This window comes from Haloarchaeobius sp. HME9146 (assembly GCF_025399835.1).
GTDB lineage: Archaea > Halobacteriota > Halobacteria > Halobacteriales > Natrialbaceae > Haloarchaeobius.
In genome coordinates this window covers 868,328-893,018 of record NZ_JAODVR010000001.1, presented here as the reverse complement: position 1 = coordinate 893,018, position 24,691 = coordinate 868,328, and the positions used below count along the sequence as shown (strand labels likewise).

At 60.6% G+C, this 24,691-nt stretch carries 34 protein-coding genes and 1 tRNA gene; 10 read left to right on the top strand and 25 right to left on the bottom strand.

Features of this window, described 5'->3' with window-relative positions:
- The first annotated feature begins 148 nt into the window (after positions 1 to 148).
- Together N6C22_RS04690 and N6C22_RS04685 are read left to right on the top strand one after the other, a co-directional pair.
- The gene (locus N6C22_RS04690; RefSeq protein ID WP_261649761.1) at positions 149 to 1,102 is read left to right on the top strand and encodes a mechanosensitive ion channel family protein; all 954 of its coding nucleotides are present in this window, start codon (positions 149 to 151) and stop codon (positions 1,100 to 1,102) included.
- A gap of 218 nt (positions 1,103 to 1,320) precedes the next feature.
- A complete protein-coding gene (locus N6C22_RS04685) occupies positions 1,321 to 2,520 on the top strand; it encodes a glycosyltransferase family 2 protein (RefSeq protein WP_261649759.1) in 1,200 nt (399 codons plus the stop codon).
- 239 nt (positions 2,521 to 2,759) lie between these two features.
- Here the strand turns inward: N6C22_RS04685 and N6C22_RS04680 are convergent, their stop codons facing one another.
- The 4 genes from N6C22_RS04680 to N6C22_RS04665 all read right to left on the bottom strand — a co-directional run bounded on the left by N6C22_RS04680 (position 2,760) and on the right by N6C22_RS04665 (position 4,239).
- The gene (locus N6C22_RS04680; protein WP_261649757.1) at positions 2,760 to 2,954 is read right to left on the bottom strand and encodes a cold-shock protein; all 195 of its coding nucleotides are present in this window, start codon (positions 2,952 to 2,954) and stop codon (positions 2,760 to 2,762) included.
- Between the two features lie 171 nt (positions 2,955 to 3,125).
- A complete protein-coding gene (locus N6C22_RS04675; RefSeq protein WP_261649756.1) occupies positions 3,126 to 3,320 on the bottom strand; it encodes a cold-shock protein in 195 nt (64 codons plus the stop codon).
- Between the two features lie 54 nt (positions 3,321 to 3,374).
- Positions 3,375 to 3,866 carry a DUF1440 domain-containing protein gene (locus N6C22_RS04670; RefSeq protein ID WP_261649755.1) on the bottom strand — a complete coding sequence of 164 codons (492 nt, stop codon included), beginning with the start codon at positions 3,864 to 3,866 and terminating at the stop codon, positions 3,375 to 3,377.
- Positions 3,867 to 4,044: 178 nt separating this feature from the next.
- A complete protein-coding gene (locus N6C22_RS04665) occupies positions 4,045 to 4,239 on the bottom strand; it encodes a cold-shock protein (protein WP_261649753.1) in 195 nt (64 codons plus the stop codon).
- A gap of 150 nt (positions 4,240 to 4,389) precedes the next feature.
- Between N6C22_RS04665 and N6C22_RS04660 the strand changes: the two genes are divergently transcribed.
- On the top strand, positions 4,390 to 5,253 hold the full coding sequence (locus N6C22_RS04660; protein WP_261649751.1) for a DUF5995 family protein: 864 nt from the start codon (positions 4,390 to 4,392) through the stop codon (positions 5,251 to 5,253).
- A 16-nt stretch (positions 5,254 to 5,269) separates the two neighbouring features.
- Here the strand turns inward: N6C22_RS04660 and N6C22_RS04655 are convergent, their stop codons facing one another.
- The gene (locus N6C22_RS04655; protein WP_261652533.1) at positions 5,270 to 6,274 is read right to left on the bottom strand and encodes a PAS domain-containing sensor histidine kinase; all 1,005 of its coding nucleotides are present in this window, start codon (positions 6,272 to 6,274) and stop codon (positions 5,270 to 5,272) included.
- Between the two features lie 395 nt (positions 6,275 to 6,669).
- Here N6C22_RS04655 and N6C22_RS04650 point away from each other — a divergent pair, with 395 nt between their 5' ends.
- Positions 6,670 to 7,569, top strand: a complete 900-nt coding sequence (locus N6C22_RS04650; protein ID WP_261649749.1) for a helix-turn-helix domain-containing protein — start codon at positions 6,670 to 6,672, stop codon at positions 7,567 to 7,569.
- Between the two features lie 531 nt (positions 7,570 to 8,100).
- Here N6C22_RS04650 and N6C22_RS04645 read toward each other — a convergent pair.
- The 6 genes from N6C22_RS04645 to N6C22_RS04620 form a co-directional block, all read right to left on the bottom strand.
- Complete coding sequence (locus N6C22_RS04645) at positions 8,101 to 8,577, bottom strand: radical SAM protein (protein WP_261649748.1); 477 nt, start codon at positions 8,575 to 8,577, stop codon at positions 8,101 to 8,103.
- Positions 8,578 to 9,076: 499 nt separating this feature from the next.
- Positions 9,077 to 9,150, bottom strand: a tRNA-Phe gene (locus N6C22_RS04640).
- Between the two features lie 128 nt (positions 9,151 to 9,278).
- Complete coding sequence (locus N6C22_RS04635) at positions 9,279 to 11,234, bottom strand: response regulator (RefSeq protein ID WP_261649747.1); 1,956 nt, start codon at positions 11,232 to 11,234, stop codon at positions 9,279 to 9,281.
- A 71-nt stretch (positions 11,235 to 11,305) separates the two neighbouring features.
- Positions 11,306 to 11,545 carry a hypothetical protein gene (locus N6C22_RS04630; protein ID WP_261649745.1) on the bottom strand — a complete coding sequence of 80 codons (240 nt, stop codon included), beginning with the start codon at positions 11,543 to 11,545 and terminating at the stop codon, positions 11,306 to 11,308.
- A gap of 261 nt (positions 11,546 to 11,806) precedes the next feature.
- Positions 11,807 to 12,859, bottom strand: a complete 1,053-nt coding sequence (locus N6C22_RS04625) for a site-specific integrase (RefSeq protein WP_261649744.1) — start codon at positions 12,857 to 12,859, stop codon at positions 11,807 to 11,809.
- Positions 12,856 to 12,987: a hypothetical protein gene (locus N6C22_RS04620; RefSeq protein ID WP_261649743.1), complete on the bottom strand. Its 132-nt coding sequence runs from the start codon at positions 12,985 to 12,987 to the stop codon at positions 12,856 to 12,858. The genes N6C22_RS04625 and N6C22_RS04620 overlap by 4 nt, the downstream gene beginning before the upstream one ends.
- A gap of 427 nt (positions 12,988 to 13,414) precedes the next feature.
- Between N6C22_RS04620 and N6C22_RS04615 the strand changes: the two genes are divergently transcribed.
- The 5 genes from N6C22_RS04615 to N6C22_RS04595 all read left to right on the top strand — a co-directional run bounded on the left by N6C22_RS04615 (position 13,415) and on the right by N6C22_RS04595 (position 16,247).
- Complete coding sequence (locus tag N6C22_RS04615) at positions 13,415 to 13,726, top strand: MarR family transcriptional regulator (protein WP_369684391.1); 312 nt, start codon at positions 13,415 to 13,417, stop codon at positions 13,724 to 13,726.
- 63 nt (positions 13,727 to 13,789) lie between these two features.
- Positions 13,790 to 14,056: a hypothetical protein gene (locus tag N6C22_RS04610; RefSeq protein ID WP_261649740.1), complete on the top strand. Its 267-nt coding sequence runs from the start codon at positions 13,790 to 13,792 to the stop codon at positions 14,054 to 14,056.
- An 82-nt stretch (positions 14,057 to 14,138) separates the two neighbouring features.
- Positions 14,139 to 14,861 (top strand): hypothetical protein, encoded by a 723-nt coding sequence (locus tag N6C22_RS04605; protein WP_261649737.1) that lies wholly within the window; start codon positions 14,139 to 14,141, stop codon positions 14,859 to 14,861.
- A complete protein-coding gene (locus N6C22_RS04600) occupies positions 14,858 to 15,850 on the top strand; it encodes a hypothetical protein (protein WP_261649736.1) in 993 nt (330 codons plus the stop codon). Before N6C22_RS04605 ends, N6C22_RS04600 begins: the two co-directional genes overlap by 4 nt.
- On the top strand, positions 15,840 to 16,247 hold the full coding sequence (locus tag N6C22_RS04595) for a hypothetical protein (RefSeq protein ID WP_261649734.1): 408 nt from the start codon (positions 15,840 to 15,842) through the stop codon (positions 16,245 to 16,247). The genes N6C22_RS04600 and N6C22_RS04595 overlap by 11 nt, the downstream gene beginning before the upstream one ends.
- 37 nt (positions 16,248 to 16,284) lie before the next feature.
- Here the strand turns inward: N6C22_RS04595 and N6C22_RS04590 are convergent, their stop codons facing one another.
- Positions 16,285 to 16,959, bottom strand: a complete 675-nt coding sequence (locus N6C22_RS04590) for a hypothetical protein (RefSeq protein ID WP_261649733.1) — start codon at positions 16,957 to 16,959, stop codon at positions 16,285 to 16,287.
- Between the two features lie 279 nt (positions 16,960 to 17,238).
- On the opposite strand from N6C22_RS04590, the gene N6C22_RS04585 reads away from it, so the two are divergent.
- The gene (locus N6C22_RS04585; protein ID WP_261649732.1) at positions 17,239 to 17,910 is read left to right on the top strand and encodes a hypothetical protein; all 672 of its coding nucleotides are present in this window, start codon (positions 17,239 to 17,241) and stop codon (positions 17,908 to 17,910) included.
- A 9-nt stretch (positions 17,911 to 17,919) separates the two neighbouring features.
- Here the strand turns inward: N6C22_RS04585 and N6C22_RS04580 are convergent, their stop codons facing one another.
- From N6C22_RS04580 to N6C22_RS04520, 13 genes are all read right to left on the bottom strand, one after another.
- Positions 17,920 to 18,525, bottom strand: coding sequence for a site-specific integrase (locus N6C22_RS04580; RefSeq protein WP_261649731.1), 606 nt, complete (start codon positions 18,523 to 18,525; stop codon positions 17,920 to 17,922).
- Positions 18,526 to 18,677: 152 nt separating this feature from the next.
- Positions 18,678 to 19,145 carry a hypothetical protein gene (locus tag N6C22_RS04575; RefSeq protein ID WP_261649730.1) on the bottom strand — a complete coding sequence of 156 codons (468 nt, stop codon included), beginning with the start codon at positions 19,143 to 19,145 and terminating at the stop codon, positions 18,678 to 18,680.
- Positions 19,146 to 19,253: 108 nt separating this feature from the next.
- Positions 19,254 to 20,078, bottom strand: coding sequence for a right-handed parallel beta-helix repeat-containing protein (locus N6C22_RS04570; RefSeq protein ID WP_261649729.1), 825 nt, complete (start codon positions 20,076 to 20,078; stop codon positions 19,254 to 19,256).
- Complete coding sequence (locus N6C22_RS04565) at positions 20,071 to 20,307, bottom strand: hypothetical protein (RefSeq protein ID WP_261649728.1); 237 nt, start codon at positions 20,305 to 20,307, stop codon at positions 20,071 to 20,073. Before N6C22_RS04565 ends, N6C22_RS04570 begins: the two co-directional genes overlap by 8 nt.
- On the bottom strand, positions 20,307 to 20,537 hold the full coding sequence (locus tag N6C22_RS04560) for a hypothetical protein (protein ID WP_261649727.1): 231 nt from the start codon (positions 20,535 to 20,537) through the stop codon (positions 20,307 to 20,309). Before N6C22_RS04560 ends, N6C22_RS04565 begins: the two co-directional genes overlap by 1 nt.
- Positions 20,534 to 21,037 (bottom strand): hypothetical protein, encoded by a 504-nt coding sequence (locus tag N6C22_RS04555; RefSeq protein WP_261649726.1) that lies wholly within the window; start codon positions 21,035 to 21,037, stop codon positions 20,534 to 20,536. The genes N6C22_RS04560 and N6C22_RS04555 overlap by 4 nt, the downstream gene beginning before the upstream one ends.
- Entirely contained in the window at positions 21,037 to 21,633 is a 597-nt protein-coding gene (locus N6C22_RS04550) for a hypothetical protein (protein ID WP_261649725.1), read from the bottom strand. The genes N6C22_RS04555 and N6C22_RS04550 overlap by 1 nt, the downstream gene beginning before the upstream one ends.
- An 82-nt stretch (positions 21,634 to 21,715) precedes the next feature.
- Positions 21,716 to 22,555: a hypothetical protein gene (locus tag N6C22_RS04545; RefSeq protein WP_261649724.1), complete on the bottom strand. Its 840-nt coding sequence runs from the start codon at positions 22,553 to 22,555 to the stop codon at positions 21,716 to 21,718.
- The gene (locus N6C22_RS04540) at positions 22,555 to 22,926 is read right to left on the bottom strand and encodes a hypothetical protein (RefSeq protein WP_261649723.1); all 372 of its coding nucleotides are present in this window, start codon (positions 22,924 to 22,926) and stop codon (positions 22,555 to 22,557) included. Before N6C22_RS04540 ends, N6C22_RS04545 begins: the two co-directional genes overlap by 1 nt.
- The gene (locus N6C22_RS04535; RefSeq protein ID WP_261649721.1) at positions 22,923 to 23,153 is read right to left on the bottom strand and encodes a hypothetical protein; all 231 of its coding nucleotides are present in this window, start codon (positions 23,151 to 23,153) and stop codon (positions 22,923 to 22,925) included. Before N6C22_RS04535 ends, N6C22_RS04540 begins: the two co-directional genes overlap by 4 nt.
- Before the next feature lie 7 nt (positions 23,154 to 23,160).
- The gene (locus N6C22_RS04530) at positions 23,161 to 23,895 is read right to left on the bottom strand and encodes a hypothetical protein (RefSeq protein ID WP_261649719.1); all 735 of its coding nucleotides are present in this window, start codon (positions 23,893 to 23,895) and stop codon (positions 23,161 to 23,163) included.
- Positions 23,896 to 23,900: 5 nt separating this feature from the next.
- Positions 23,901 to 24,380, bottom strand: coding sequence for a hypothetical protein (locus N6C22_RS04525; RefSeq protein WP_261649718.1), 480 nt, complete (start codon positions 24,378 to 24,380; stop codon positions 23,901 to 23,903).
- Positions 24,380 to 24,679: a hypothetical protein gene (locus N6C22_RS04520; RefSeq protein ID WP_261649717.1), complete on the bottom strand. Its 300-nt coding sequence runs from the start codon at positions 24,677 to 24,679 to the stop codon at positions 24,380 to 24,382. Before N6C22_RS04520 ends, N6C22_RS04525 begins: the two co-directional genes overlap by 1 nt.
- Positions 24,680 to 24,691: the final 12 nt, after the last annotated feature.

The following is a 24,691-nucleotide window of genomic DNA, read 5'->3' as shown; positions in this document are numbered from 1 at the left end:
CGTATAGCCCTTCCGAATATCTCGCCATCGTGATGCGTCTCTGCGAACGAACCGGCGTGGCACTGGCGGCCCGACAGGAACGGCGACTGAGAACTCAGTCGGCGGGAGTACCTCTGTCGCTTTGTCGCTCGGTCGCCACTAGTCCGGTATGGCGGTCTCGCAGCTCGCACCCATCGACCGGTACGGTGGACTCGGCATCCAGCTCTTCGAGTTCACCGTGACGGCATTGGGACTCTACCTCCTCGGCCGACTCGTCCTCGAACCCGGCCTCCGCTGGGTACTGGCGCGAAGCCGCCTCAACGAGACGTTCGAGCAGGCGCTCGGCAAGGTCATCCACGTGCTCGTCATCGGCGGCGCTCTCACCGGCGGCATCGCCGCCGCCGGCTTCCGGACCGCGTTCGTCGGCTCGGCCATCGTCGCCGCCGGGGTCACGCTCGCGGTCGGGTTCGCGGCACGGGACGTCCTCTCGAACTTCGTCGCGGGCGTGTTCATCATCCAGGACCCGAAGCTGAACGTCGGCGACACCATCACCGTCGACGGCGTGACCGGGACCATCCGCGACATCGGCTTCCGCGTCACCCGGGTCAGAACGCCGGACAACGAGACCGTCCTCATCCCGAACACGCAACTCGTCACGCTCACCATCCGGAACCAGACGGTCAACGACCCGGTGAGCATCAGCTACGAGTTCGGCATCGACTACGACGAGGACGTCGAGGCGACCATCGACCTCCTGCGGGCCGTCGCCGCCGAGAACGACGTCATCCTCGACACGCCAGCCCCGACCATCCGCGTCACCGACCTCGCGGACACCGCGGTCATCATCACGGCCAGGGTCTGGCTCCACAAGGAGGACCGCCGTCGGCTCCCGGAGATTCGGTCGGCGTACCTCACGGCCGTCCACGAACGGTGTCGGGCGCACGGAATCGACCTCAGCACGACCAGCCAGCACGCGCTCTCGGGGGCGCTCACGGTCGATGAACCGGCACTCGGACTGCCTCGGACTGCAGAATCCGTGGCCGCCGAGCAGGGGACGAACGGGGGCGAGGACGAGGGGTTCTGGCGGCGCGAAGACGACGACTCACGGCTGGTCGAACCCTGACCAGTCGGGTCGGTCGGCACGTTCCTTACCAGTGCATTCCGACCGACCGTTCCCTGGGTCTCGCGACTGGGACGAACCGGCCCTAACTGTCTCGGCCGGGGCCTCAAGCGCCCCGGCGGAACCGGTCCGTTCAAACCGTTTGAACGGGCTGAACGGCGGTGAAACCAGCCCAACGGCGTCACCGGTTGAAGGGGGAGTAGCCCTGCGTACCGGGTGTGATGAAACTCGAACGCTACGCGCTGTCGACGGTCACCGCCGTCCTGTTGCTCGCGGCCACGGCGGTCGTCGTTCCCGGGGCGGTCCCCGCCACCGTCCCCGGTGAGACACTGCTCGAACTCACCCTGTGGACGACCACGCTCCTGTTCGGGGCGACCGCCGCCTTCTGGTTCGTCCTGACCTACGTCGTCGGCCAGGGCTACGAATCGCCCGCGCCCGCCTACGACGGCGACGACGTCCAGGTCCGCATCCTCACCATCGACGCGGCCGACGTCGTCCAGGCGACGGTCGATTCCCTGCCCGCCGAGCTGACCGACGTCCGCGTCATCGCCGAAGAGCCCATCTCGGTCGACGGTGCCGAGGTCCACGTCGTCCCCGACGACTTCGAGTGCGAGGCCGTCCGCAAGGGCCGCGCCATCGAGTGGGCGCGCCGGACCCTCGCCTGCGAGCGCGAGTTCGTCTGCTACCTCGACGAGGACAGCGTCGTCGAGTCCTGGAACGGGCTTCCGGACGCCGACGTGGTCCAGCTCCGCGAACAGCCCCGCCGGACCGGCTCCGTGCTCAGCTACCTCGCCGACGTCTACCGGATGGGCGTCCAGCTCGAACAGCGCGCGTTCGCGCGGCTCCAGATTCCCCTGTTCGCGTGGGGCGGCGGTATCGCGGTCCGGAGCGACCTCGAAGACGCCGTGACGTGGAACCGCGAGACCATCGTCGAAGACACCGCCTTCGTCTGGGCGGCCGCCCGTGAGCACGACATCTCCTTCGCCCTCTCGGAGACGACCTGCCGGAACGAGGCCCCGCCCTCGCTGACGGAGATCCTCCAGCAGCGCCGCCGCTGGGCCGCCGGCAACGTCCAGGCCGCGTCGATGCTCCCCGCCCGGTACCGCCTCCTGACCCGCGTGCGCAACTACGCCTGGGCGCTCTCGCCCATCGTGACGCTGGTCGCCGTCCCGCTCTCCGTGCTCGGCGTCTCGGTCGTCTACGGCAGCCTGTTCGTCCTCGCGTCGCTCACGCTCGCCGCGTTCACCGTGTTCTGGTACCTCCGCGGCGTCGCCTACTACGGCGGTCGCGCGCTCAAGTGGGCCGCCGTGCTGCCGCTCGTGCCACTCGTCTCGCTGGTGCACTCCATGGGGACCATCGCCGGTATCCTGCATCCCCCGGACGGGTTCCGCGTCACGACGAAGGTCGGCCCGGACGGCTGACCAGCCGGCAGAGCCACCGCTCACTGCTTCGTCGCTGCTCACTGCTTACTTCGCTGCTCACTGTTTCTTCGCTACGCACCGCGTCTGTCGCTGCTCACTGCGTCTGTCTGCCCTGTCACGACAGTCGCGACTCCGGCGCGTCGGCACGACGCGGTCTACGCAGTGTCGTCACTTCTCGGTGTAGTCCCTGAAAAATTGTATCGTCGCGTCGTCAGCGTTCGCAGTAAGACTGCGGCGGCTTACAGACGGGTGACGTTGGTCGCGCGGGGGCCCTTCGGGGCGTCCTCGATGTCGAACTCTACTTCCTGACCTTCCTCGAGATCCGGGCCGCCGACGTCTTCCATGTGGAAGAACACGTCCTCGTCCGCATCCTCAGTCGTAATGAAACCGTAGCCGCCGGTGTCGTTGAAGAAATCAACCTTACCTTTCGCCATTTCAATTCGTTATAACGAGCGGCTTGCCGTTAAGCCTTCCGAGATAGGGCCCGAACAGCTGAACTCGGCCTACAGACCCACAGCGACCCCTATTCGAGGGTTTACCGGCTGAAAATCCACTGGACGAGTCAGTCAGCACGCACGTTGGTGCGCCGCCCACTCGTCCCTGTCTCAGAGTCGTTTCACGTTCTTCGCGCGCGGTCCTTTGTCGGTGTCGACGATGTCGAACTCGACCTCCTGGCCCTCTTCGAGGTCCGGGCCGCCGACGTCCTCCATGTGGAAGAACACGTCGTCGTCCGCGTCCTCGGTTTCGATGAAGCCGTAGCCGCCCGTATCGTTGAAGAAATCAACCTTACCTTTCGCCATCGTGGTTCTATACGACGTCTGGAGATACGAGGTTTACGCCTGTGTCAGCAGGTCTCACGTCGACGAGGCTTCGAGGAAGAAGAACGCCGTCCCGAGGACCACCCCGTACAGCAGGTGCCAGCCGACCAGTGCCGTCGTCACGTTCGGGATGGTCTCCGGGACCGGTGCGCCGACGGCACCGAGCCAGATGGGCATGATGATGCCCGCCCCGAACACCGCCAACACGATACCGTAGACCGCGCCCGCGAGGACCGTCTTCCAGAGCCAGTCGCTCACCGCGTACAGCCCGGGGTCCGCGAGTACCGCCGCGAACACGACACCGAACAGCGCGCCGTGGATCAGGTGGGCCGCCCACCCGACCACGATGTTCCCCTCGAAGCCGTACAGCCCGGCGATGGCGACCCGGAGCGTCTCCATCCCCAGCAGCGTGATCGCCAGCCCCGTGACCCCCGACGCGAGGAACCCAGAGGCGGCGCCGCTGCGCCACCTGAAGCGTGATTCGAACGGCGACTCCCCGACGTGCTTCTCCTTGTGAAAGATTGCCATAGCTATGTGGCACCCCAGTGTGCTAGTAGTTCGCACTATGGCGGCAAAAGCGAACGCGACGATTGCCAGTGTGTTCGGCCACGTGACCGGTCACGCACGGCCGCGTCGCTCTCGAGTGGGTCGATAAATGAAAGTGGAATCGGAGCCTGCCGTCAGGACGACGGCCGAATCCCGATAGTTACAGCCGAGTGAGGTTCTTCGCGCGGGGACCCTTGGGGGAGTCCTCGATTTCGAACTCTACTTCCTGTCCTTCCTCGAGATCCGGACCGCCAACGTCTTCCATGTGGAAGAAAACGTCCTCGTCAGAATCCTCGGTGTCGATGAAGCCGTAGCCGCCAGTGTCGTTGAAGAAATCAACCTTGCCTGTCGCCATTGCTCTTGAATAGTCCCGCTGCCGCCGGAAAAGGTTTGTGGAGGCGAGACCCCCACTGGCGGTAGTATCGCCGGCATCCCGGTTGTCCGTGGCGCACACGGGCCCAGAGCGAGGGAATAGTTATCTCAGTACACGACATACTCCGTTCAAATGAGGGATGTGGGGACCGGGCCGAGTCGACATCGCGTGCGGAGTGGCCTCGAAGGCGTCCGGCAGTCACGACCCACGACCGACCCCCGGCACGTCGGCGACCCCGAGATCGTAGCCCTCGTCAGTCTCCCCTTCACCTCCGTCGCCGACGCCCACCAGCGCCTCCTCGCGCTCGAGGAACTGTTCCGCGAGCGCGACGACCGACGGGCGGTCTTCCTCTCGATATACGCCCGGGTGACCGAACTCGTCGGTGCTGGCATCGAGCGTGACGAGTTCGAAGACGGCGACTGGGTCGCCCGCTACCTCGTCGCGTTCGCCAACCTCTACCGTCAGGCACTGTACGACTACGAGACCGGTGACCTCGCCGCGCTCTCCGACCCGTGGCAACTCGCCTTCGAGGCCGCCGACCGCGGGGACTGTCTCGTCGTGCAAGACGCCATGCTCGGCATCAACGCCCACATTAACTACGACCTCGCGTTCGCCCTGCACGAGGCCGGCGTCTCCCCCGACCCCCGCCGCAAATACGCCGACCACTGCACGGTCAACGAGATACTCCGGTGCCTGGTCGACGAGTCACAGGACACCCTCGCAGCGGACTACGACGCCCCCGGCATCTCGACCGTCGACAACTCCCTCGGGCGCGTCGACGAGTACCTCTCCATCCGCACCATCCGCGAGGGCCGCGACAGCGCCTGGCGGAACGCGGTCGCGCTCGAGTCCCGCTGGACCGCCCGCCGTCGCCTCGCCAGATGGATCACCCGCGTCACCGCGACCGGGGCGGCCTACCTCCTGTTGAGCCCGAACACCAGTTCGCGCGTCCACGGTGCCCTCCGTGAGTTCGAGACAGGGACGACCGACGACTGAGCCCACCGCGGTCGACCTACGACCCGTCGTCGGCACGCCGCAAGCGAAGCTGCACGCGGTTCCCGCCCGCATCGCTGGTGCCGAACGAGAGGACACCACCGAACCGCTGGACGGTCCACCGAACCAGCCACAGCCCCAGCCCCGCCCCGTGACTCGTCGCCGTTATCGGTGAGTCCCCCGTCACCGTCTCGTGTTCCATCACCGGTATCTTCGGCCCGTCGTCCGCGACGACCACGTCGACCCAGTCACCGCCCGCGACCCGGTGCACCTCGAGCCACACCCGCGGCTCGGCAGCCGGGTTGTGCAGGATGGCGTTCTCGACTAACTGGGCCAGTACCGCTTCGAGTCGCTCCGTCGCCGCGACGTCCACACCCGACGGTGTCTGGGTGCTGATCGCCGCGTGGGGGTACTCCTCCCGGGAGCGTTCGGCCAGTCGTTCGAGCATCGGAACGCAGTCGACACGGGGGTCCTCGGGCAGGGGCTCACTCAGCGTCCGGTCGATCGCGCCCGCCTCCTGAGTGAGCCCGTCCAGGTTCTCCGCCGCCTCGGCCAGGCACCCCAGCAGCTCCATCGCGTGCTGGGTCTCGTGCTGTTCCTCCAGCAACTCCACGTACCCGGCGATGACGTTCACCTGGTTACGGAGATTGTGTCTGAGCAACCGGTTCAGCACTTCGAGACGTCGTTCCTTTCGCCTCGTGTCCGTCAGGTCGGTGTAGATGGCGAACCCGAAGGGGTCGTCGTCCGCCGATGGAATCCCCCGGTAGAGGAACTCGCGGAGACCGTCTGCAGTCTGCCGACGGACGACCCGGTAGTTCACCATCCCTGCGTCGGTCCGCCCGTCGAGTTCCGTCGCCTCCTCTGTGAGCCAGGACGGAACGATGAGGTCGTTGAGGGACTCCCCCAGCACCGCCTCCTCGTCGTACCCGAACGTCTCGACGAACGACGCGTTGAACCCCCGGACGAGCGGCTCCCCGCCGACCAGCTCGAACTCGACGACCGAATCCTGGATGTGCTCCAACAGATGCCGAAATCGAACGGTGCCACGGCCCGAAGAAAGAGTGTACGTATCTTCGCGTACCTCTCGTTTTTCGTGTCTATCGTCGACATCCATCGGTAGTCCTTCGACATTTGTCGTGCATAGACGGTCATAAGCGTATTGGCACCACTGAACGGACCTCGTCACACCCGCCGACCGCCACGCCCGGATTCGACAGGGGGGATCGCCACAGACCGGCACCACTCACCGTGGTCGGCCGTGTCGAGAATCGACCACGCCGACACGAACCTGCCAGATAATGTATGGCACCTGAATGGAGTACGTGTAGGGCCGACGGCCAAAAACATCAAAACAAGGAACACCAAAGCTACCATCACCCGTCAGGAAACCCATCGCGGGTCTTGGACAACCACGAGAACATGACAGGAGCGAGAACGGAAGACGACGGCGTTTCATTCCCGAAGTCCATCCGCCACAGACAGATCCTCGACGTCGCCGAGGAGAACCCCGACGCATCCATCGAGGAACTGGCGTCGCTGGTGCCGAGCGCGACGGCCGACCTCGTCGAACACGTCTTCGAGGAGTACGGTGACCCGGCTGCCGAGGACGACACCCCGACCGAGCCTGCCGCCGCGACAGCAGCCGGCGACCAGCCGAGCGAGCACGGCGACACCGACGACGAACAGGCGATGGAGACCAACGAACCCGAGACGAACGACCCCGGCGAACAGTCCCCGACGGCCGACGCGACCGAGGCGAACGACTCCGAGGAGGAGACGAACGATGCAAACAGTCCGGAGAGCGCCACACCCTCCGAAACCGAACCATCGCTCGATGAACTCTCCGCGAAACAACGAGAGGTGCTGACCGCGGTCGCAGCCCAGCCAACGGCGACACAACAGGAGATCGGCGACCGACTGGACGTGACGGGCGCGACCGTGAGCAACCGTGTGAACAGCATCGAAGGGTTCGACTGGAGCGAGCGCGAGTCGTTCGTCGACACCGTCTTCGATGAACGACCATCTACTGCTGTACCCATGAACGGCGAGTCCACCACCACCGAGACGACCGAGACCGAACCGGAGTCGACCGACGAGGACGCGACGATCGCCGACGCGACGACCGACGTCGAAGCCACTCTGGAGCAGATCGAAGCCCGGCTCGCAGACCTCGAAGCAACCCGCGGACAGACCGAGACGAAGGGCCGCTCGGTGTTCGAAGACCCGGCGCTCGTCCACAAGGTCATCCACGCCTGCATGGACGCCGAGACGATCTCGAAGGACGAGGAACTCCAGATTATCAAGGAATTACTGGAGTAGCGTGGGTACACGCAGCGTCGCTGTTGCTTTTCTATGCGGAGTTACCGGGTGTGCAGATGCTCTTCGAATCGAGTCCGCGTAGAATCGGGATGCCGCCTCCCGAATCGAACTTCCGACGAGCAGGCTCGTCGACTCGCCGCTCACTCCGTTAGCGGCGACGGGGACAGCTCGAACTCAAGCCACCGCAGAGCAGTACAGGAAGCGAAGGCCCGAAGGAAAGGACTGCCCTCTACTGTCTCATGCGGGAAGAGACGACCGAGGAGCGTGTCGAGAGAATTCGTACTGCACTCGAAGGAGAAGGGTTCGAACTCCGCGAGCCGGGTCAGAAGGCGGTAAGTACGCAATCGTCCTCCCGCCAGCGTCTGACGACGAGGACTTAGAGGGTACGAGATAGCCTCGGAGCAAGACCTCGAAGGACGGGCGGATATGAGTAAGACCGAACTCATCGAGCCGATGTATCCCGCAGTCGATTCAGCCCTTTCTCAGAGGACTCAACCTCCGGCCGTAGACAAGAAAAAAGAGGTGAAACAGCTATGCCTGTGAAATCTCGACTTTCACATCGATGGCTACGTCCTTGTTCATAGGTGCCTCATGCCGCTTCGGGGAAAGCCGGAGGTTGTGGTAGCCATCCGACTCAACAGTGTACTCCTTGGTCGTATCCTCGTAGAAGTGCTCTCGGACGACGAACTTCGTGCCGTCTCCTACAGTCCAGAATAGCTCCTCCCCATCGTCTACCTTTTCGGCCGTTACCGCGACGGTCTGGCCTTTTGATAACGTGAGTTGTTCTTCGATGGGATTCTCAACCGTCTCGTCGACGATAACGCCTGAGTCAAAGTCTTTGGAAGTCTCTGTTTGAGTCGACGGCGACGTAGAGGTCTTCTGGCTTTCAGGAGCTTCACTCTCGGTAGGATTCTCGCTGGTATCCCCATCCGTTTCTGACCCAGTACACCCCGCTAAGGAAATAGCCCCAGCACCCGCCAGATTAGATATGAAAATTCTTCGTCTCATGATATCTCATGATATGGCTGAGCTTCGGATAAATACACTGGCGAGACTGACTGAGCCAGTAAACCCATAGATGCGCGCGAGGTAGCCGCGAGTCTCCGGCACAGGGGTAAGTCCTGAGAGAGTTGGAGTCTCTCGCCGGGCCGTCCGTCAGTGATGGTCTTCTCGCTCTCTCCGAGCCGCAGGAGGCCATCTCCGAGATTATCGAAGGTGAGCGGAGAGGTTCGAGTAACTTCTTGGGCGGTCCAGGTCAATTGTGAGTGAAGCGCCAGAAGGCGTCGGGGCGCGAGTAAATCCCTGGTCAAATCTTGGCGGGAGATTCGCGGTGAAACCGCGAGAAGACGCTCTCGTCGTTCGATTGGAGTCCGAGTGAAAAGGTCATGCCGCCTCCCGGAGTGTGAACCTCCTCGCTCACTGCGTTCGCTCGCTGGTTCAAATCCGCTCGGGTCTCACGTACAGAATCCGCCGCGCTCGCTTCGCTCGGCGGTCGGATTCAGAGAAGTGCCGCCTCCCGGATTTGAACCGGGGACAGCTCGATCTTCAGTCGAGTGCTCTCCCAGTCTGAGCTAAGGCGGCGCGCATCCTACACTCCGCCGATGATACAAAAAAGGATTTCGATGTGACGCGACCGAGGTGTGGGGTACCACACCGCCGTCGGCGGGTCAGCGCGCGGGCGTGGAATCGAAACGTCGGCCGGTGTGGCCCTACTTCTCGGCGAGTTCGACCTCGGTGAACTCGAACCGGGCACCACCATCGTCGCTCTCGGTGAGTGTGATGGACCAGTCGTGTGCGCTCGCGACCCGGGCGACGATGGCGAGCCCGAACCCGGTGCCGTCGTCGTCCGTGCTGTAGCCGGGGTCGAAAATCGCGTCGTGGTCGGTGGCAGGAATGCCGGGCCCGTCGTCGGCGACGTAGAACCCGTCGCGATCTGCCAGCCGCCCGACCCTGACGGTGACCCTGTCGTCGGCGCTATCTGTCTTGTCCACCCCCTCGGCCTGCTGGTGGCTCGTCGAGCCGTGCTCGACGGCGTTCGAGAGTAAGTTCTCCAGGAGCTGCTGGAGGCGACTCGTGTCGGCGACGAGTCCCAGGTTCGACTCCATCACCAGGTCGGCGTCGTCGCGCTCGACCGCCTTCCACGCCCGGTGGACCACCACGTCGAGGTGGACGGCCTCGGTGTCGCCGACGACGATGCCCTGCCTGGCGAGCGTCAGCATGTCCGAGACGAGCGATTCGACGCGTTCGAGCGCCTCGCTAGCCCGGTCGAAGTGCGCTGCGTCGCCAGTCTCTTCGGCCAGTCGGAGCTGACCGCGTGCGACGCCGACCGGGTTTCGAAGGTCGTGACTGACGATGTTGGTGAACTCCTCCAGTCGCTCGTTCTGTGATCGTAACTCGCTCTCGCGCTCGCGAAGCGCACTCTCCCGGTCCGCCCGCTCCACGGCCGACTGCAAGGTCGCGCTCAGTATCCGGGCGAGGTTCCGGTCGTCCTCGTCGAAGGCATCGGGCTCCGGTGACGCGAGGACGAGCACACCGAACTCGCCCAGCGGCAACGCGAGCAGTGACCGCACGTCGACCGCCGCCTCGACCCTCGTCTCCGTCTCGGACACGTCAGAGACGGACTGCACTTCGCCGGTGGTGAAAGCCTGCCACGCCGGCCCGTTCTCGCCGGGGAACGCGAGCCTGTCGTTCAGTGTCTCCGCGGTATCGTCCGTGAATGCCACGGACTCGAGGGACGCCGTCGCCTCGTCGTACAACCGAACCGACGCGATGGGGAACCCGAGCGAGTCACAGGCCGCCTCGACTGCGACCCAGGCACACTCGTGACGGTCTCCCGTCTCCAGGAGCCAGCCCGCGGTCTTCGTAACGCTGTCCAGCCGTCGTCTGTACTGCGTCCGGTCCGTGACGTCGGTGATGAACCCCTCGAGTGCGACGAGTTCGCCATCGCGGTACACGCCACGACCCTGCTCCCACAGCCACCGAACCTCGCCGTCGCGCCGTCGGATGCGATACGTCACCTCGAACGGTTCCGCCGTGTCGAGGGCACGCTGCACCTCCTTCCACATGTCCTCCTGGTCGACGTCGAGGATGATGTCCTCACCCCACAGGATGTCCTGCCCCTCCAGTTGTTCCGGGTGGTAGCCCGTCAGGTCGAGACACCCCTCGCTGACGAACTCCATCGGCCACGTCGGCTCGTTCAGGCACCGGTACACCATGCCCGGGAGGTTGCTGATGAGCGTCGAGACCATCCGCTCGGTCTCCTCGAACGCGGCCCGCGTCCGGTACGCCTCCGCAGCCTTCTCGATCCGGTTCGCGAGCAGCTCGAACTGTTCGGTGCCGCTCCCCTTCTGGAGGTAGTCGGTTACCCCCGCGGAGATGGCATCGCTCGCGACCTGCTCCGACCCCCGCCCGGTGAACAACACGAACGGGATCGACGGGTCGTACTCGCGAACAGACTCCAGCAGGTCCAGTCCATGCGCGTCCGGCATCCGGTAATCGCTGACCACGCAGTCGGGCCGGAAGCTATCGACGTACTCGAGCGCCGCCGACGCCGAGCGAACCGACCGGACTTCCACACCCGACAGTTCCCGCTCGAGGAACTTCGCCGTGAGGTCCAGAAACGCCGGTTCATCGTCGACGTGGAGCACTCGAATCGGCCCAGTCATCGACTACAACCTCGTGAGTCCCGTACTTTAATCCGATGGGGTCCGACCCCGGCCTGCTGCTGGGCAGGTGGTCAGTCGTCGAACGATTCGTCACGCTGCTCGTAGACGATCGTCAGCGTTCCCGGGACCGTGCGTTTCGTCGCGTCGCGGATCTCCCTGAACTCACGAAGGACCTCGTTCGGCGCACTATCGGACCGGTTGTGCAGCTGTAACTCCTCGCGGAACGCGTTGTACGCCTGTTCCATGAGTGTCTGGACCGCCTGGGCGTCGGTCTTGTCGCGGATATCGAACGTCGCCTCGTGTCGTGACATGGTCACAATAGGTGCCCGACGGGGAAAGCGATGACCACGAGCGGAGCTGGTGTTTCGAGGGGACAGATGCTACTGTCGGTCACTGACGGTTGCAAAAATCATGGGCCCTGCCGGATTCGTACCTCGGTCGCTATCGCTCCCTGCTTCGAATCCGCAGCAATCTACGATTCGCTCGTCGCTACTGCGACTCGCAGAATCGATGGGCCCTGCCGGCCCATGGTTCTGGGGGCGTCGTTGCCGTCGTGGTGTCGTGTGTCGGTTTCATAGGTCTGGGAGGTGCTTGCTTCGCTGTTCTGCGCGCTGTCGCTCGCTCCGTCGGTCGTAGTGCTTGTCGAGGATGTCCTCGCTCGCGTTGAGTCGGTCCCGGACAATCTGGCGGGGCGTGTCGTTCTGCCTGTAGAAGGTTACGCGACCACTCCGCACGTCGTGGGGTGACCGGGACGACGGGCACTGGCTGGCCTTCTTCATATCGGTCGCTTCGCAGTCCTTCGGCTCGCGGTCGTGGGGACACGCCGCGCCGCGCCAGCAGGGGCGCGTGACGCGGTAGAGCGTGTCGCGTATCGTCGAGCCGGTCGGGCGTCCGTGCGTGGTCGTCAGCAGCGGGTCGCGGCCGTAGTCGTCCGTCACGTCTACCCGAGGCCCGTCGATGTAGTCCTGGAGCGCCTGCGCGACGTGCGCGCCGATGCGGTTCCATCGGTCGCCGCGCTCCTTGTTCTTCAGCGGGGTGCCTTCCTCCGGTCGATGGACGAAGTGGACCGCGGGCCCGTTGATGGCTGGATGCTCGCCCTCCAGGTCGACATCGCGGAGGTCGAGCGCCCGCAGTCCGCCGGTCCGGCAGCCGGTTCGCCACAGTAGCAGGACGATGATGTGGTTCCTGCTCGCGTACTCGTAGCGACCGAGGTAGTCGAGGATCTCCTCGACGCGGGCCGGGTCGAGCGTCGAGTTGCTCACGTCCGCGCCCACGTCGAGCGTGGGCAACGGGACCTTGTCGTGCAGGTCCTTCGGCACCGCCTCGATGTCACCACAGAACCGGAGGAACGCTTTCACCGTGGCGAGCTGCCCTCGAAGCGTGACGGGCTTGACTGCCTCCCGCCCGTCCCCGTTGCCTTCGCGTCGCCAGACACGGTAGGCGTACAGGTCGCGCCCGGTGAGTTCGTTGAGATTCTCGATCCCCTCCTCGTCACACCACTGGACGACCGCCTGAAGGCGGTACTTCTGACCCTTCAGTGTGGACTCCGTGAGGTCGTCCTGCTTCGCCTCCAGGTACATCTCGACGGCCTGTGCAGGGGCGAGTGGTTCGAGATCGTCGCTCACCCGTCGGCCCTCCCGAGCGTCGCCCGCAGAACCAGCTCCGCGTCGAACTCCCTAGCAGGAGTCCCGCCGCAGTTCGGACACCGACTGGCATCGGTGTCGTGCTCGCGCCGACAGCGGACGCACTTCATGCGCGCGTACCTCCACAGAGGGCGCGCTTGACGAGCAGTCCGTAGGTCGCATCACACCGCCGGCAGATGGGCTCGCGAGACTTCGCGTCGATGCCGTCTGCGTAGCCTCCGCAGATGTAGCACCGGCCCGCGTCGTTACTGTTTTCCTTGGGCGATTCGTCTCCTCCCGTGCGGGGTTCTAGCCCCGTGTTGGCTTTCGCACTCATTGGTCCGAGTGAACGGAGCCACCTTTCGGGGCGCGCTACAACGCGCCCCGGTCTTCACACCGCCCAAGAGAGTCTTCTACATCCTGTCGGTGGCTCCGCACTCGCCTATTCTGACCCTTGTCTCTTATAGATTACGACGACGCCAGATAGTTCGTAGATATCTTATTAGAGATTAGAGAGATTACTATCATAGTCGGTGCCTACTGGAGAAATAGGAACTAATGAGGAAATCCGGTAAATGGATGGCACTCGTGGACGACCGAGTGCTCGAGTACATCCACGAGAACGAACACGGGTCCCCGACCGAGATGATGGAAGAGGGACCCATTCGGTACTCTCGCCAGTACATCGCCAAGCGTTGCAAAGAACTCGCCAAACGCGGGCTATTGACTCACGTTGGTAATGGGGTGTACGTGATTACAGACAATGGAGAGGCCTACTTACGGGGAGAGTACGACACCAGCGAAGACGCGCTCAACAAGGTCCCCAACAACGGAAACGGAGACGTGTCGGCATCCGAAGAAGCAAACTGAAACCACCATTCCAAGACGCAACCCCTCCCCATGACAATAAGACTCCGTCGCTCCGCAGAGTGGATGAAGAAGATAGACGACCGCATCCTCGAACACCTGAACGAGACCTCGTGGGCCACCCCGCGCTCGATGAGCTACGAGCACGAGTTCAGATACGCGAGTGAACGAAGGATAGCCGAGCGTTGCTGGGTGCTCGCCCATGCCGACATGATCGCGCCGATGGCCGAGCGGACGTACGAGATTACTACTTGGGGGCAGTTATATCTGAAGGGGGAGATTGATGCGGCGCATCAACCCTATCCAAATTTGAATATGGCATTGAGAGGGTAGCAATTTACTAACGGTCAGGTGCCCAACTCTATCGAGACTTCAACCAGAATATATTTTTACTTGGGAGATTGGGTTATTTCCAATGGTAGAAGTGGAACGCGGTGACCCATCAGAGAAGCTCTATGAGCTGGCAGAGAACTCTCAGATAATTATTGACCAAAAAGAAGAGATCTCTGCAGCATTCGAAGGTGGGGTCAGTTCCGATACCGAATATAATTCTCTTGAACCTATTGCTGAGCAACTACTGCTAGCGCTTTCTGTTCATCAAGACGTCGAACCAGGGAGCGAAGAACTGGTTGACTTAATGAATACACTGATAACTGCTGTAATGAATCTAACTCAGAATCACGAACTGATTGATAATCTTCGTGAGGAAGGTGTTAGCCAAGATCTTATTTGTTTCTTATCTAGACTATCGAATGAACACGGGAGAAACCTCCAGAAACGTCTGTATCAAGAACGTCGGGGGCCAAATTGGTGGAACAATATTAAAACGAATATAGGACTCCGGTCTGGCAGGGTATACTTGGAACATGAGATATCTATCAATTATGAGAATACGATAACCTTCCAAAGCGGCCTGAATAATTCTCTCCTGCTAACAGAGCATATGCTCACTCAGATACTAAACGCGAGGAATGCTATTGGTGAAGACGTTCTCCGTGATATTGATCTAGATAGGGTTCAGATGATTCGAGAGGACCTAGATGAATTAGAATCTCAAGTCGAAGAATATCGCGAAGAAGATATCGATCAAGAACTATCTGAACCAACCAGCGAAGCTGAAGGAATAGAAGACGAATGACGCAAGAAGGTGGCGGAGCGCCTCAGAGAAGGGGGCAAGAGTATCAGGATCTGGCTGCTGCGTACTATTTTCTTCGTGATGAGAGTGCGAACTCCCTCCATATCGAAAAACACCATGCTGACTTTGCATTTTTTTATCATGATGGTGAGTACAAGCGTAAGTTCTATTTTGAGGCAAAGAGCAGGAAAAGAGGACAAATTACTTGGAGTTACTTTTCCAAAAATATAGCTCCAAACCTGGAGAAGGTGTTCATAGAAGAAGAGACGACTGATGAGACTATCAAAAATGTGGTTCTAGTTTCTAACGTTCAAGTCCAACAAAAGATAGGGAAATTAGTTGATGATATTCGCAGGCTCCGAGATGGGGCGATTGGGTGGAATGTTCTATCTACAAAACACGAGCGGAAAATAATCGATTCTCTTGTAGACGATTTAGAGGAAGAAAGCAAGTACATAGAAGAATTGCTTCGGGGGTTTGATTTCAAACATCATACAAAGAAAGAGTTGATACACGGTATTGAAGAGTACTTGCGCGAATGTAGTCCGGGGAAAGCCAGGTTTGGCCGGAAAAAGATTATAGACAAAATTGAGTCGATCGACAGCGGGACGGTTACCCGAGAGGAACTTCAAAATGCGGCCGGTTTCCGGTTGAAGAGATTAGAGCATTCTACTAACTCATCCGGCCAAACTCCCGAAGAACTCCAGTCTGCGGCTCAAGAAGTTCATTCGAAATATGGCCCTGATAACATCGAGGTTGACGAACCTGCGAGAAGTAAAGAAGATATCCTCGATTATGCGGAATATCTCAGGGGGAAGGACAAAGTTGATGAAGTGCTGCTAGAAACCTTAGAATCACGAACTGAAGAGAACTTTGAGGAGCTCCAACGCCTGAGAGAACAGGAAAGAAGAACTGAAACCGAGCTCAGTCAGGACATTGGTAAACTAATCGATATGGACGACTCTACATCCTCGGAGGCAGATGATGACTGAGCTGGTATTCCACTTTATTAGGCCCGCAACCGTTACTGAGGTCTCTCAAGAGGGCTCTGTCGAATACAGAACGACTGATGAGGGAATGGAATTACAGATGTTGCCGAATGGAGATATTCGGGTCAGAATTGAGATAAATTCCCTCCGCCACATTAATCTATCAAATACCTTTAGTGAAATCAAAGATAAGATTCGGAGTTCGGACCATTCAATTAACGAATATAGTGTTGCATTATTGCTGAAGTCAGAAAATCCAGTCAGCGAGTACATCCAACACGAAACCAAGATTGAGAAATTTAGCTCTGCTCTTTTCAATAACCCTAGCCCACGTTACAGAGAGCTCGGCGAGAATAGAGTGAAGATATCATTCTCTCAACAGGCACAGACTACAATCTGAGAGTTTTTAAGTCAAATAATCCAGAAGTGGGAGTCAGCTACTCCCGGTGCTCCCAGAACTCGTTCAGTATGAAATGAACGAAGTTCTCAGTGGAGAAGTTCGTCGGTCGGAGGACACGCGAGTAGCCGCTGTTCGTGACCTCCATCTTCATCTCCATACTTTCGTACATCAGCTCGAGACCGAGCTGGCTTTTGTTAGACTGAGAGAGGACATCTCCCATCTCAGGGTCTTCGACCACGTTAGTACCATAAACAGTACCACTTTCAGCGTTTCCTGCTCCGTTGTAGAACCCATACTTCCAGGGTTCTGCCTCGGGACGGGTTTCTGCATACTCGTCAAGGTCGAAGTTTGCGCGTTCGATGTGAGTCTGGGTAAGGTCGCCCACAACATCGAATGCGAAGGTATCGTCACCACCTTCGACGATCATGAACTCGCCCGGGACGACAATGAATTGCGTCCACTGGCTAATCCGATCGTGCCCGTCACTGGTGATGATTTCTCCATCCTCGACATCAACTTCAGAGACCCTCTCAACAGACTGGGTTAACACCCGACCTGACTGAGCGATTAGGTCTCCGGTAGGGAGATCGATGTGACCTCGTCGGACATCGACACAAGTGGTCAAGTCGAATCCGCGATCGGTAGTCGATTCGTGGTAGCTATCGAGTCTATCGAAGTCGCCTTCAATTGTTGCGATTACTCCTGCTTTCATTCGTAAATGCAAGTCTCAGCGACCAGGGTAAGATATATCACTAGTGCCATAGAAGGAACTAGTGCAATCGAACCCTTGAGTCTGGGACCCAACCCCCTGACTCGCCTGGGTGATTAGAACCTGAAGGCACCCGTCCTGTGTGGTAGCCGGTCTGGGTGCCACTCAGGGCTTTTCAACGAACCGTAGGGAAGACGTCACCTATCTTATTGTACTTCAAAGGAGAGCATCCTCCATAATAAATATACGTCCGTGCCACCACTAACGTTAGTAGCAACAACGATGGCAGATAAAAGTAACGGTTCAGCCAGAAGGTTCAATGGAATATTGACTTCCGACGATTACGAGGTGTTAGAGGAAGTAGCGAAGAGGAATCATCCTAGTCAAAAAGAAAGGGCGGGTATTCGGCGTGATGCGAGATATCGGATTAGAAAACGAATCTTCCAAGCGTTCGTTGACCTCAGCTACCTCAATAACACGCTCCCGTATAAAGACCGAAAACTGGTATTCGAAGAGATATTTGACGAAGGTCCACATATACTGCTTGAGGCGCTGTCTCTGATATACCATTCAAATTCAGAGGCAGGCCACGTCAATGGAAATGAGATTGAACCACACCAGAGGTTCGAGGAATTACTCAGGGGAGCCATCGAGTACGGAGAACTGCTTGAAGGGAGAATACCAGAGGTTTCCGTCGAGATCAAAAAAGAGTCTGAATCCATCACCCCTGAAGAGCTAATTGACAGGGTAATCCAGACGGGAGAGATAAAGGCAGTCGAATCTTCCTTCCTGCATATTGTTGGAGAAAGAGACACACTATTTGAAAAAATGATTGAACGTGAGGTCACGGTATCTGTAGTGGAAGATGGAGAAACAGTAGAACAAATTCCTCCCGAAGAAGCCGCAGCAGTACTCTCATACAAGAGCAGAACAGAAGGCAAAGATTCAGATTAATTTCTCAAGCTACAGTCCAACTTGAGTCATGCAATCTATGATGTTCTCCTCCGTCGGCGCTGCCAGATACGGCTCAATCGCATCGTAACTACTCCATCCACCGAGCGCCATCACGATTCGCGGACTCACGTTCTCCTCGACCAGGAGATGGTTCGCCCAGCAGCGCCGCAAGTCGTGCGTCGAGATACGCAGATAGTCCTCGTCGCCCGTCTCCTTGGCCGCGACCTCTGCGGCCTGCTCGACCCAGTACTGGACCGTGCGCTTCCCGCGGTCGATGAGCGGCTCGTTCTCGTCGACGTTGTGCTGCTGGCAGTAGCGATTCACCAGCGCCTCAAGCTCGCGTGGGAGCCACGTCTCGCGATGCTTCCCGCCCGCGTACTCTCCGGTGGTGTCCTTGCCGCTCACGACTTCGAGATCGTAGTGCTTCCCGTCGGCCTTCCTGGAGATGTGCACGGGCTTGACATCGAGTACCTCAGCGACGCGGAGCCCACAATCGCCCATCAGTCGGATGGCAATCTCTCGCTGGAAGGTATCTGCGGCTCGGGGCAACTCGTGATACTCGTCGCGGGTCATCCAGACGTTGAACGACCCATCCTTGTTTCTCTCACACCGCATTGCGTGCTTCTCTTGAGTTTCGTGAACCTAGAGTGTTCCGACGCTGGGTAGGGGGTTCTGTGAGACGCCGGATTTCAGGCGATTCGGCTCAGTGGGGTCGAGTCGGTTGCACGCTTGTGAAAAAACGTGAAATTGACCGCCGGCGAAGTCAGCTACAGAATCGCGACTCCAGAGAAGATTTGTTCGAATTCTTGGCGACCCATTGTAGGAAGTGTCTGAAGGTTTCCTCCGTTTTCGGAAAACCGCTGAATTTTGAAATACGGTTTTCCATTGTCGTCGTTTTCACTGATTTTAAACTGCTTCCTGTACCCATCCTCTCGTCCAATTTCTGCAACCACACCCTCACCGTTAGTGTCATACCAGTTTTGGATCTTCTCAAAGTCGGGCTCGGAGAAAACACCAGTACCGAGATTCAATCGGGTCTGACGGATGAGTTCACGGAGTTCCATCGATGTGAATTCGACGCATGGAGAGTCTTTCCGGTTTTCATTAAGTGATTTGAACCCGTACATCAGTTTCTTAGATTCATATCCCTCAACAGGCGCATCCTCAGGCTCATCTGTAACCGTGAGAACGGTGTATCCTTCGTCCCAGTTCCCGCGGGCAAGTGTTTCACGCATGGTGGATTCGAATAGTTGAGTAAGTATCATATTAAGATACCGGTAGAATGGGTTTTCGAGAGACTAATTCAGACTCGTACACAAACACGAAATAGGAGAGGCGGCGCTCTACCCGGTCAGGTTCCCAGACAGGGTCGTGTTCGTGCCGCTGTTGATGTTCGAGGCTCCTGACCCGGACACACGGTTCAGTGCCACTATCTGGTCGCTTCCCTGCACGTCGATGCCGTCCCAGCCAGCGTTGCTGATTCGGTTCCCCTGGATGATGTCGTTGTTCCCACTCATCAGCAATGCGTCTTCACCGGGGCCGTCGATTCTACAGTTCGCGACGATGTTGTCGTTGTCCGTCGTCCGAACGGCTCCCTGGGTGATTCCATCGCGGAACCGGCACCACTCGACGAGGTTGTCGGGGCCTCGCAGGTTCAACCCGTAGTATCCCGTCGCCTCGAACACGCAGTGCCGGACCGTCACCGACCCGGTGGACCAAACGCCCTGCTGGCCGCTGGTGATGTTGAGGTTCTCCAGAGTCAGGTCCCCTCCGGACAGGTCGACTGCACTCGACGGGGAGTCGATTCTGAGATTGCGGATAGACACGCCAGCGGCATCTACGTCGATTCCGTAGCCGAAGCCCGGATCGATGACGGTCGCGTTCCCCATGCCCCAGACCGACAGGTCCGCAGTGTTGACCTGGAGCGTGTCGAACGACCCAGCTCCGAAGACGAGGTACTCCGACGCTGCCGACTCAGCAGCCGACGGGTCGCTGTAGGTGTTGCCGTCATCCGCGTAGATCTTCCCGTCTGGCGGCTCGACCCCGAGCACTTCCGTCACCGGAGGACCGCCGCCGAGACTCACCGCCTTGAAACTCGGCTCCGAAGTCGACGTATGCCGGGTGTTCCCGTTCTCGTCTTCCGTCTGAATGTGGTCGTAGTTACTCATCCTGAGTGCCCTCCGTTCCAGTCTCTGCAGCCTCTACGGCCTGCTGCATCGCCTGCTCCGCATCCATTCCCGGTGGCGGCGCGTACGGAAGCCGCGAGAGTATCGTCCGCCCGAACCCACGCAGGCGTTCCTGTGCGTAGTACGCCGGACACGCTGCTCCTGCGAGGAACGCGAGCACGACCACGGAAGCCGTCGGCATCGCTGACTGCGCGACCTCAAGGCCCCACATCAGTTACCGCCCTCCGTTTCCTGCGCATCCAGTGCCTGAATCAGGTCGGTGTCAACCGTCTCGTGGGCCTTCGCGAACACCGACAGCAGCCGCCTGTTCAGCCGACTGCGCCGCTCGTTCTTCTGGATCGTGTTCGCCACGTCCCGCGCGACCTTCCCGCAGTAGATTGCCGTCGAGCCCGCGGTGATGGCCGACGCCGAAACCGCGAACGTGAGCAGTGGGTCGTTCACGACCCACCACCTGCCGCGGTGTTGGCGAGATCTGCATACGGTGCCAGCATGATGAGCACGACGACAGCCACCAAGACCCACCAGTAGTCGTCGAGTCCACCCTGCACGATGCGCTCGGTCGGGGTCATCTGCTCGCCTTCGGTGTCGGTCGCGTAGTCGACGACACTGCCCTGCTCGCCCCACGCGGTCGGCCCGAACAGGTCGATGGTGTCGCCATCGTGGCCCGACCACACCGTGTCGGTGAACCCGTCGGTGATGTCGTTGGTCGCCCACCACTCGTCGAAGCCACCGCCGAGGTTGTCCCCGGCAGTGGCCCAATCACCATCTTGCGCGGCGTCGATGGCGCGACCAACTGCGTCGTCCACGTCGCCGGCGAGATTGTCTCCCACACCGCCCCAGTCACCCCGCATGGCGGCGTCAGTCGCACGCCCGACCGCTTCGTCGGTCGAGCCCGCGAGGTTGTCGGCGAAGCCAGCGATCCCGTCGAACATGCCGCCCATCACCGACCACCTCCGTTGGCCACGGTGAGTCCGACCAGTGCGAGTGCAGCGACCACCAGGACAGCAGTCGAGAGCCCGCCCTCAGACGTGCCGCTGGGAGTCGTGTCGGTCACAGCGTCACCGCTGCCGATGTCTTCGACCGTGTCAGGGTCGCCGTAGGCTGCCCCATCAGTCTGGTTCTCGACTGCCTGCTCAGTACGTTCGACGTCTGCGTGTGAGTCTGTCGGGGCGTTTCTCGCGACGGTCACGTCGTCCTCCTGGCTTGCGCCTGAGGTCGCGTTCCCCGAACCCGGCCCGGTGAGCGTCGTTTCTGCCCGACCAGAGTCACGGTCGAGGCTGGTCGTGACGTTTGCCGAGCCGACCGCGTGATGCACCTCACGGTCCTCGCTGCTCTGGACCGGGTTCGGCTCCTTCTTCTGTTTCTCCTTCTTGTGACGACCCTTCGATTTCTCGACCGTCGGCTCGACGCCAGCGCTCCGAGTCGGCCGCCGCCGACCCTGGTTCAGGTCGTCGGGCGGTCCCGAGTGTGGCTGGGCCTCGGTGTCTTTCTCGACCGTCGGTAGTTCCGCGACACTACCAGGTGCAGCGATAACCACTATCCACCACCTCCGGCCAGGTCTCTGCGTCCGTCGTGGGAGGCAATGCAGCCTCCGAGCGTCTCTCCGTTCATGTTCTGTCTCACTGTTCGACCACCCATGACACACCGAGGCCGCCCGTGCCGTCCACGATGTAGACGGTCGATACGTCGTCGACGCCGAGCGTGGTCGATTCGCCGCTGGCCAGCTCATATCCGTCGCCGGTCGTCACGCCAGCACCGCCGACGAAGACCGACCCACCGTTGCCACTGAGTGCCTTCACTCGCAGGGTAGCGCCAGCGGGCACAGCCGCCGACGTGCCGCCGTTGAGGGCGACCGGCGTGTCTGCCGCGCTCGTCGAGTCCTGCCCGTGCAACAACCCCGGCAGAGCCGTCTCCGCCGTCTCGACGGTCGCGCCGCTCACATCGATCGGGCCACTCGTCTGCGAAGCCAGGTCTACGTCGACCTCGGCCGCGCTCACGTCAAGTGGGCCGCCCGTCTGGGAGTTCAGGTCTACGTCGATTTCCGCCGCGCTCACGTCGAGGGGACCTCCTGTCTGTGCGGACAAGTCGACGGCGACCTCGGCCAGCGTCTGCGCGGCTAGGTCCACATCGATGCTCCCGAGCGTCTGCGCCGCCAGATCCACGTCGACCTGTGCGGCACTCACGTCGAGCGCCGCGTTGCTGTCGACGAGGAGGCTGTCGGTCGCGTTCGATGAGAGGGCGGCTGCAATCGCCTGCAGCGTGCCTTCGGTCGCCGGGTCGATGAGCACCTCTCCGGAGTCCATGAGCCGGAGTTTCCCGAGGTTCCGACCCGTCCGGTCGGTGATGTCCGTCGTCAGGGTTCCAGGCGACGTGACCCGCATCTCGTCGGTCGCCTGTGAAGACAAGGCGTCGGTGAGCGCGTCCAGTTCGTTCGTCGCGTACTGCTGCTCGTTACCCATTAGACACCACCCCCGCCGTAGTTGAGGGTGAACGACACGAATCCGTCGAGGTCGCTGCTGGTGCTCACGTTCTCGGCCTTCACGCCGAGGTTCTGGCCCTCGAACACCTGCACCGACAGCTCGAACGGGTAGGTCGTGCCGGACCCGACGATGTAGTCGCCGAAGGAGTCGCTACCCGTAGCCTCCTCCGTCTCCATGATGTTGTCACCGTCGACGGTGAGCTGCACCTGAAGATCCGTGCGCGTTCCCACCGGGAAGAACACGACCGTCTTCTCGATGGTCGCATCTTCCGGAATCTGTTGTTTGTAGTGGTGTGCCTCTCCCTGCGGCACATTCAGGGGAAACGAGAAGGCGACTTGACCGCCACTCATTCGCCCACCACCTCTCGATACGTCACGTACAGCAAGAGAAGCGTCTGCAGCAGCGAGATGTAAACCATCAGGTCATCGGCTCCGAGAACCACCGTCGACCCGTCTGAACGGGTCCAAGAAATGTGCGGTTCGCCCGGCGTCGAAGCCGAGATGGAGTCGGTGACCGTCGCGGTTGCGCCGCTACTGCGAGTGCTCCCCTGCGTCTCGATAAGGGGAACGTCGTTCATGATGCATCTACTCGATGATGTCGGCCTTCACGGCCGCCGAGAGGTTCTCGATGTCACTCTTTGCCCGGTTCACCGGCAGCGACATCACTGCGTTGCTCGCCGTCACCCCCTGCGGGTTGCCCGTGTCGGAGTCGTCCCACTCGAACGCGACCGGTCCATCCGCGTAGACATCGAGCGTCCACTTCCGCGGAACCACCGGCTTGAACGGGTTCGCCTGGATGTTCTGGAAGTTCATCGACGGCGGCTGCTTGTTCTGGTTCGTCTCGTGCAGCGCCTTCGACACGTCCGTGAACACCGTCTGGGTGACCCGGCCCTGTGACTTCGGGCTCGACTTCTCGATGCGGATTTTTGAGGCGTCCGCTGGCACGTACGCGACGTGCAGGGTCGCCGCTGCCTCGTCGTAGTAGTCGAACGTGTTGGCCGCGTAGTCGACCGAACTCGGTTGAACCCGGTTCCCGTCATCGAACAGTACGATGTCGGTCGTGTTCGAGGTCGAGATGATGTCGTTCGCCAGGTTGAACGTCTCCGACCCGCTGCCGGTGTGGCTGAACTGCTCGACGGTGACGAACATCAGCCGCATCGCATCCTCGCGGAGCACGATGGGCGACTCTGCCTCGTAGGAGGCGATCTTCGTCTCGACGCCACTCGTCCCGTTCGTCAGGTCGAAGTCCTGGCGCTTCAGTCGCTGCTGGGTCGCCGAGGCGTTCCGAAGGTCGTTGAGCACCTTCTTCTTGTTCACCATCCGTTTCACCCCTCGTACGGGAGTTCCTCGACCGCTTCACGACCGAAGTAGAACTCCGAGTTCCCCCAGTCGATGGCCGTCGACGAGTTGGCCTCGACCCGCAGAACGTCCTTGTCGCGGACGTTCACCCGGTCGCCCTTGAGGTTCATCTTCGTCTGGTCGATGTTCTCCTCGTTACGCTGCTCCTTCGTGCTAAGGCCGTTCCAGGCCGCGATGTTGTCCTCCTTCTGCGAGACAGGAACCGGCTCGTCGTCGGTCGGTCGGAGCACCCGGAAGATGACCTCCGTGTCCGTCGGCAGCTCGTTGCCGCCGGCGTCCTTGAGCTTCATCACGACCGGGATGCCCTTCTCACTGCCCTGGCCGACGCGGTCGCGGAACCGGAGCATCGTCCCGTTCTCCGGCTGGATTTCGAGGATGGGCGTCGTGGTGCCCGTGACGTTCGTCTGCTGCGTGACGAAGTCAGAAAGATGGCTGACTGACACCATCAGTTGTTACCTCCCGTCCCGATCCCGGTGACGGCCTGCTGCAGGCCGAAGCGTTCCGTGAGCTTGTCGGCGACATAGATGCCGCCGCCGAGGCTGATGCTCGAGGCGTACATCGGGCTGTACTGCCCGCCCGCCATCACGAGTGCGCCGTACGCCTCGTCAGGCAGGTCCAGACCGGTCTTCGGTTCTATTACGTTGCGAAGCGCGGTCGGCGCGAGGTAGCCCGCCAGGGCCGCCACCGCGTCCTCCCACATGTCGTCATCGGCAAGCGTGCCGAATGCTGCATTGAGCGAAGCCATGCAAAAACGGAT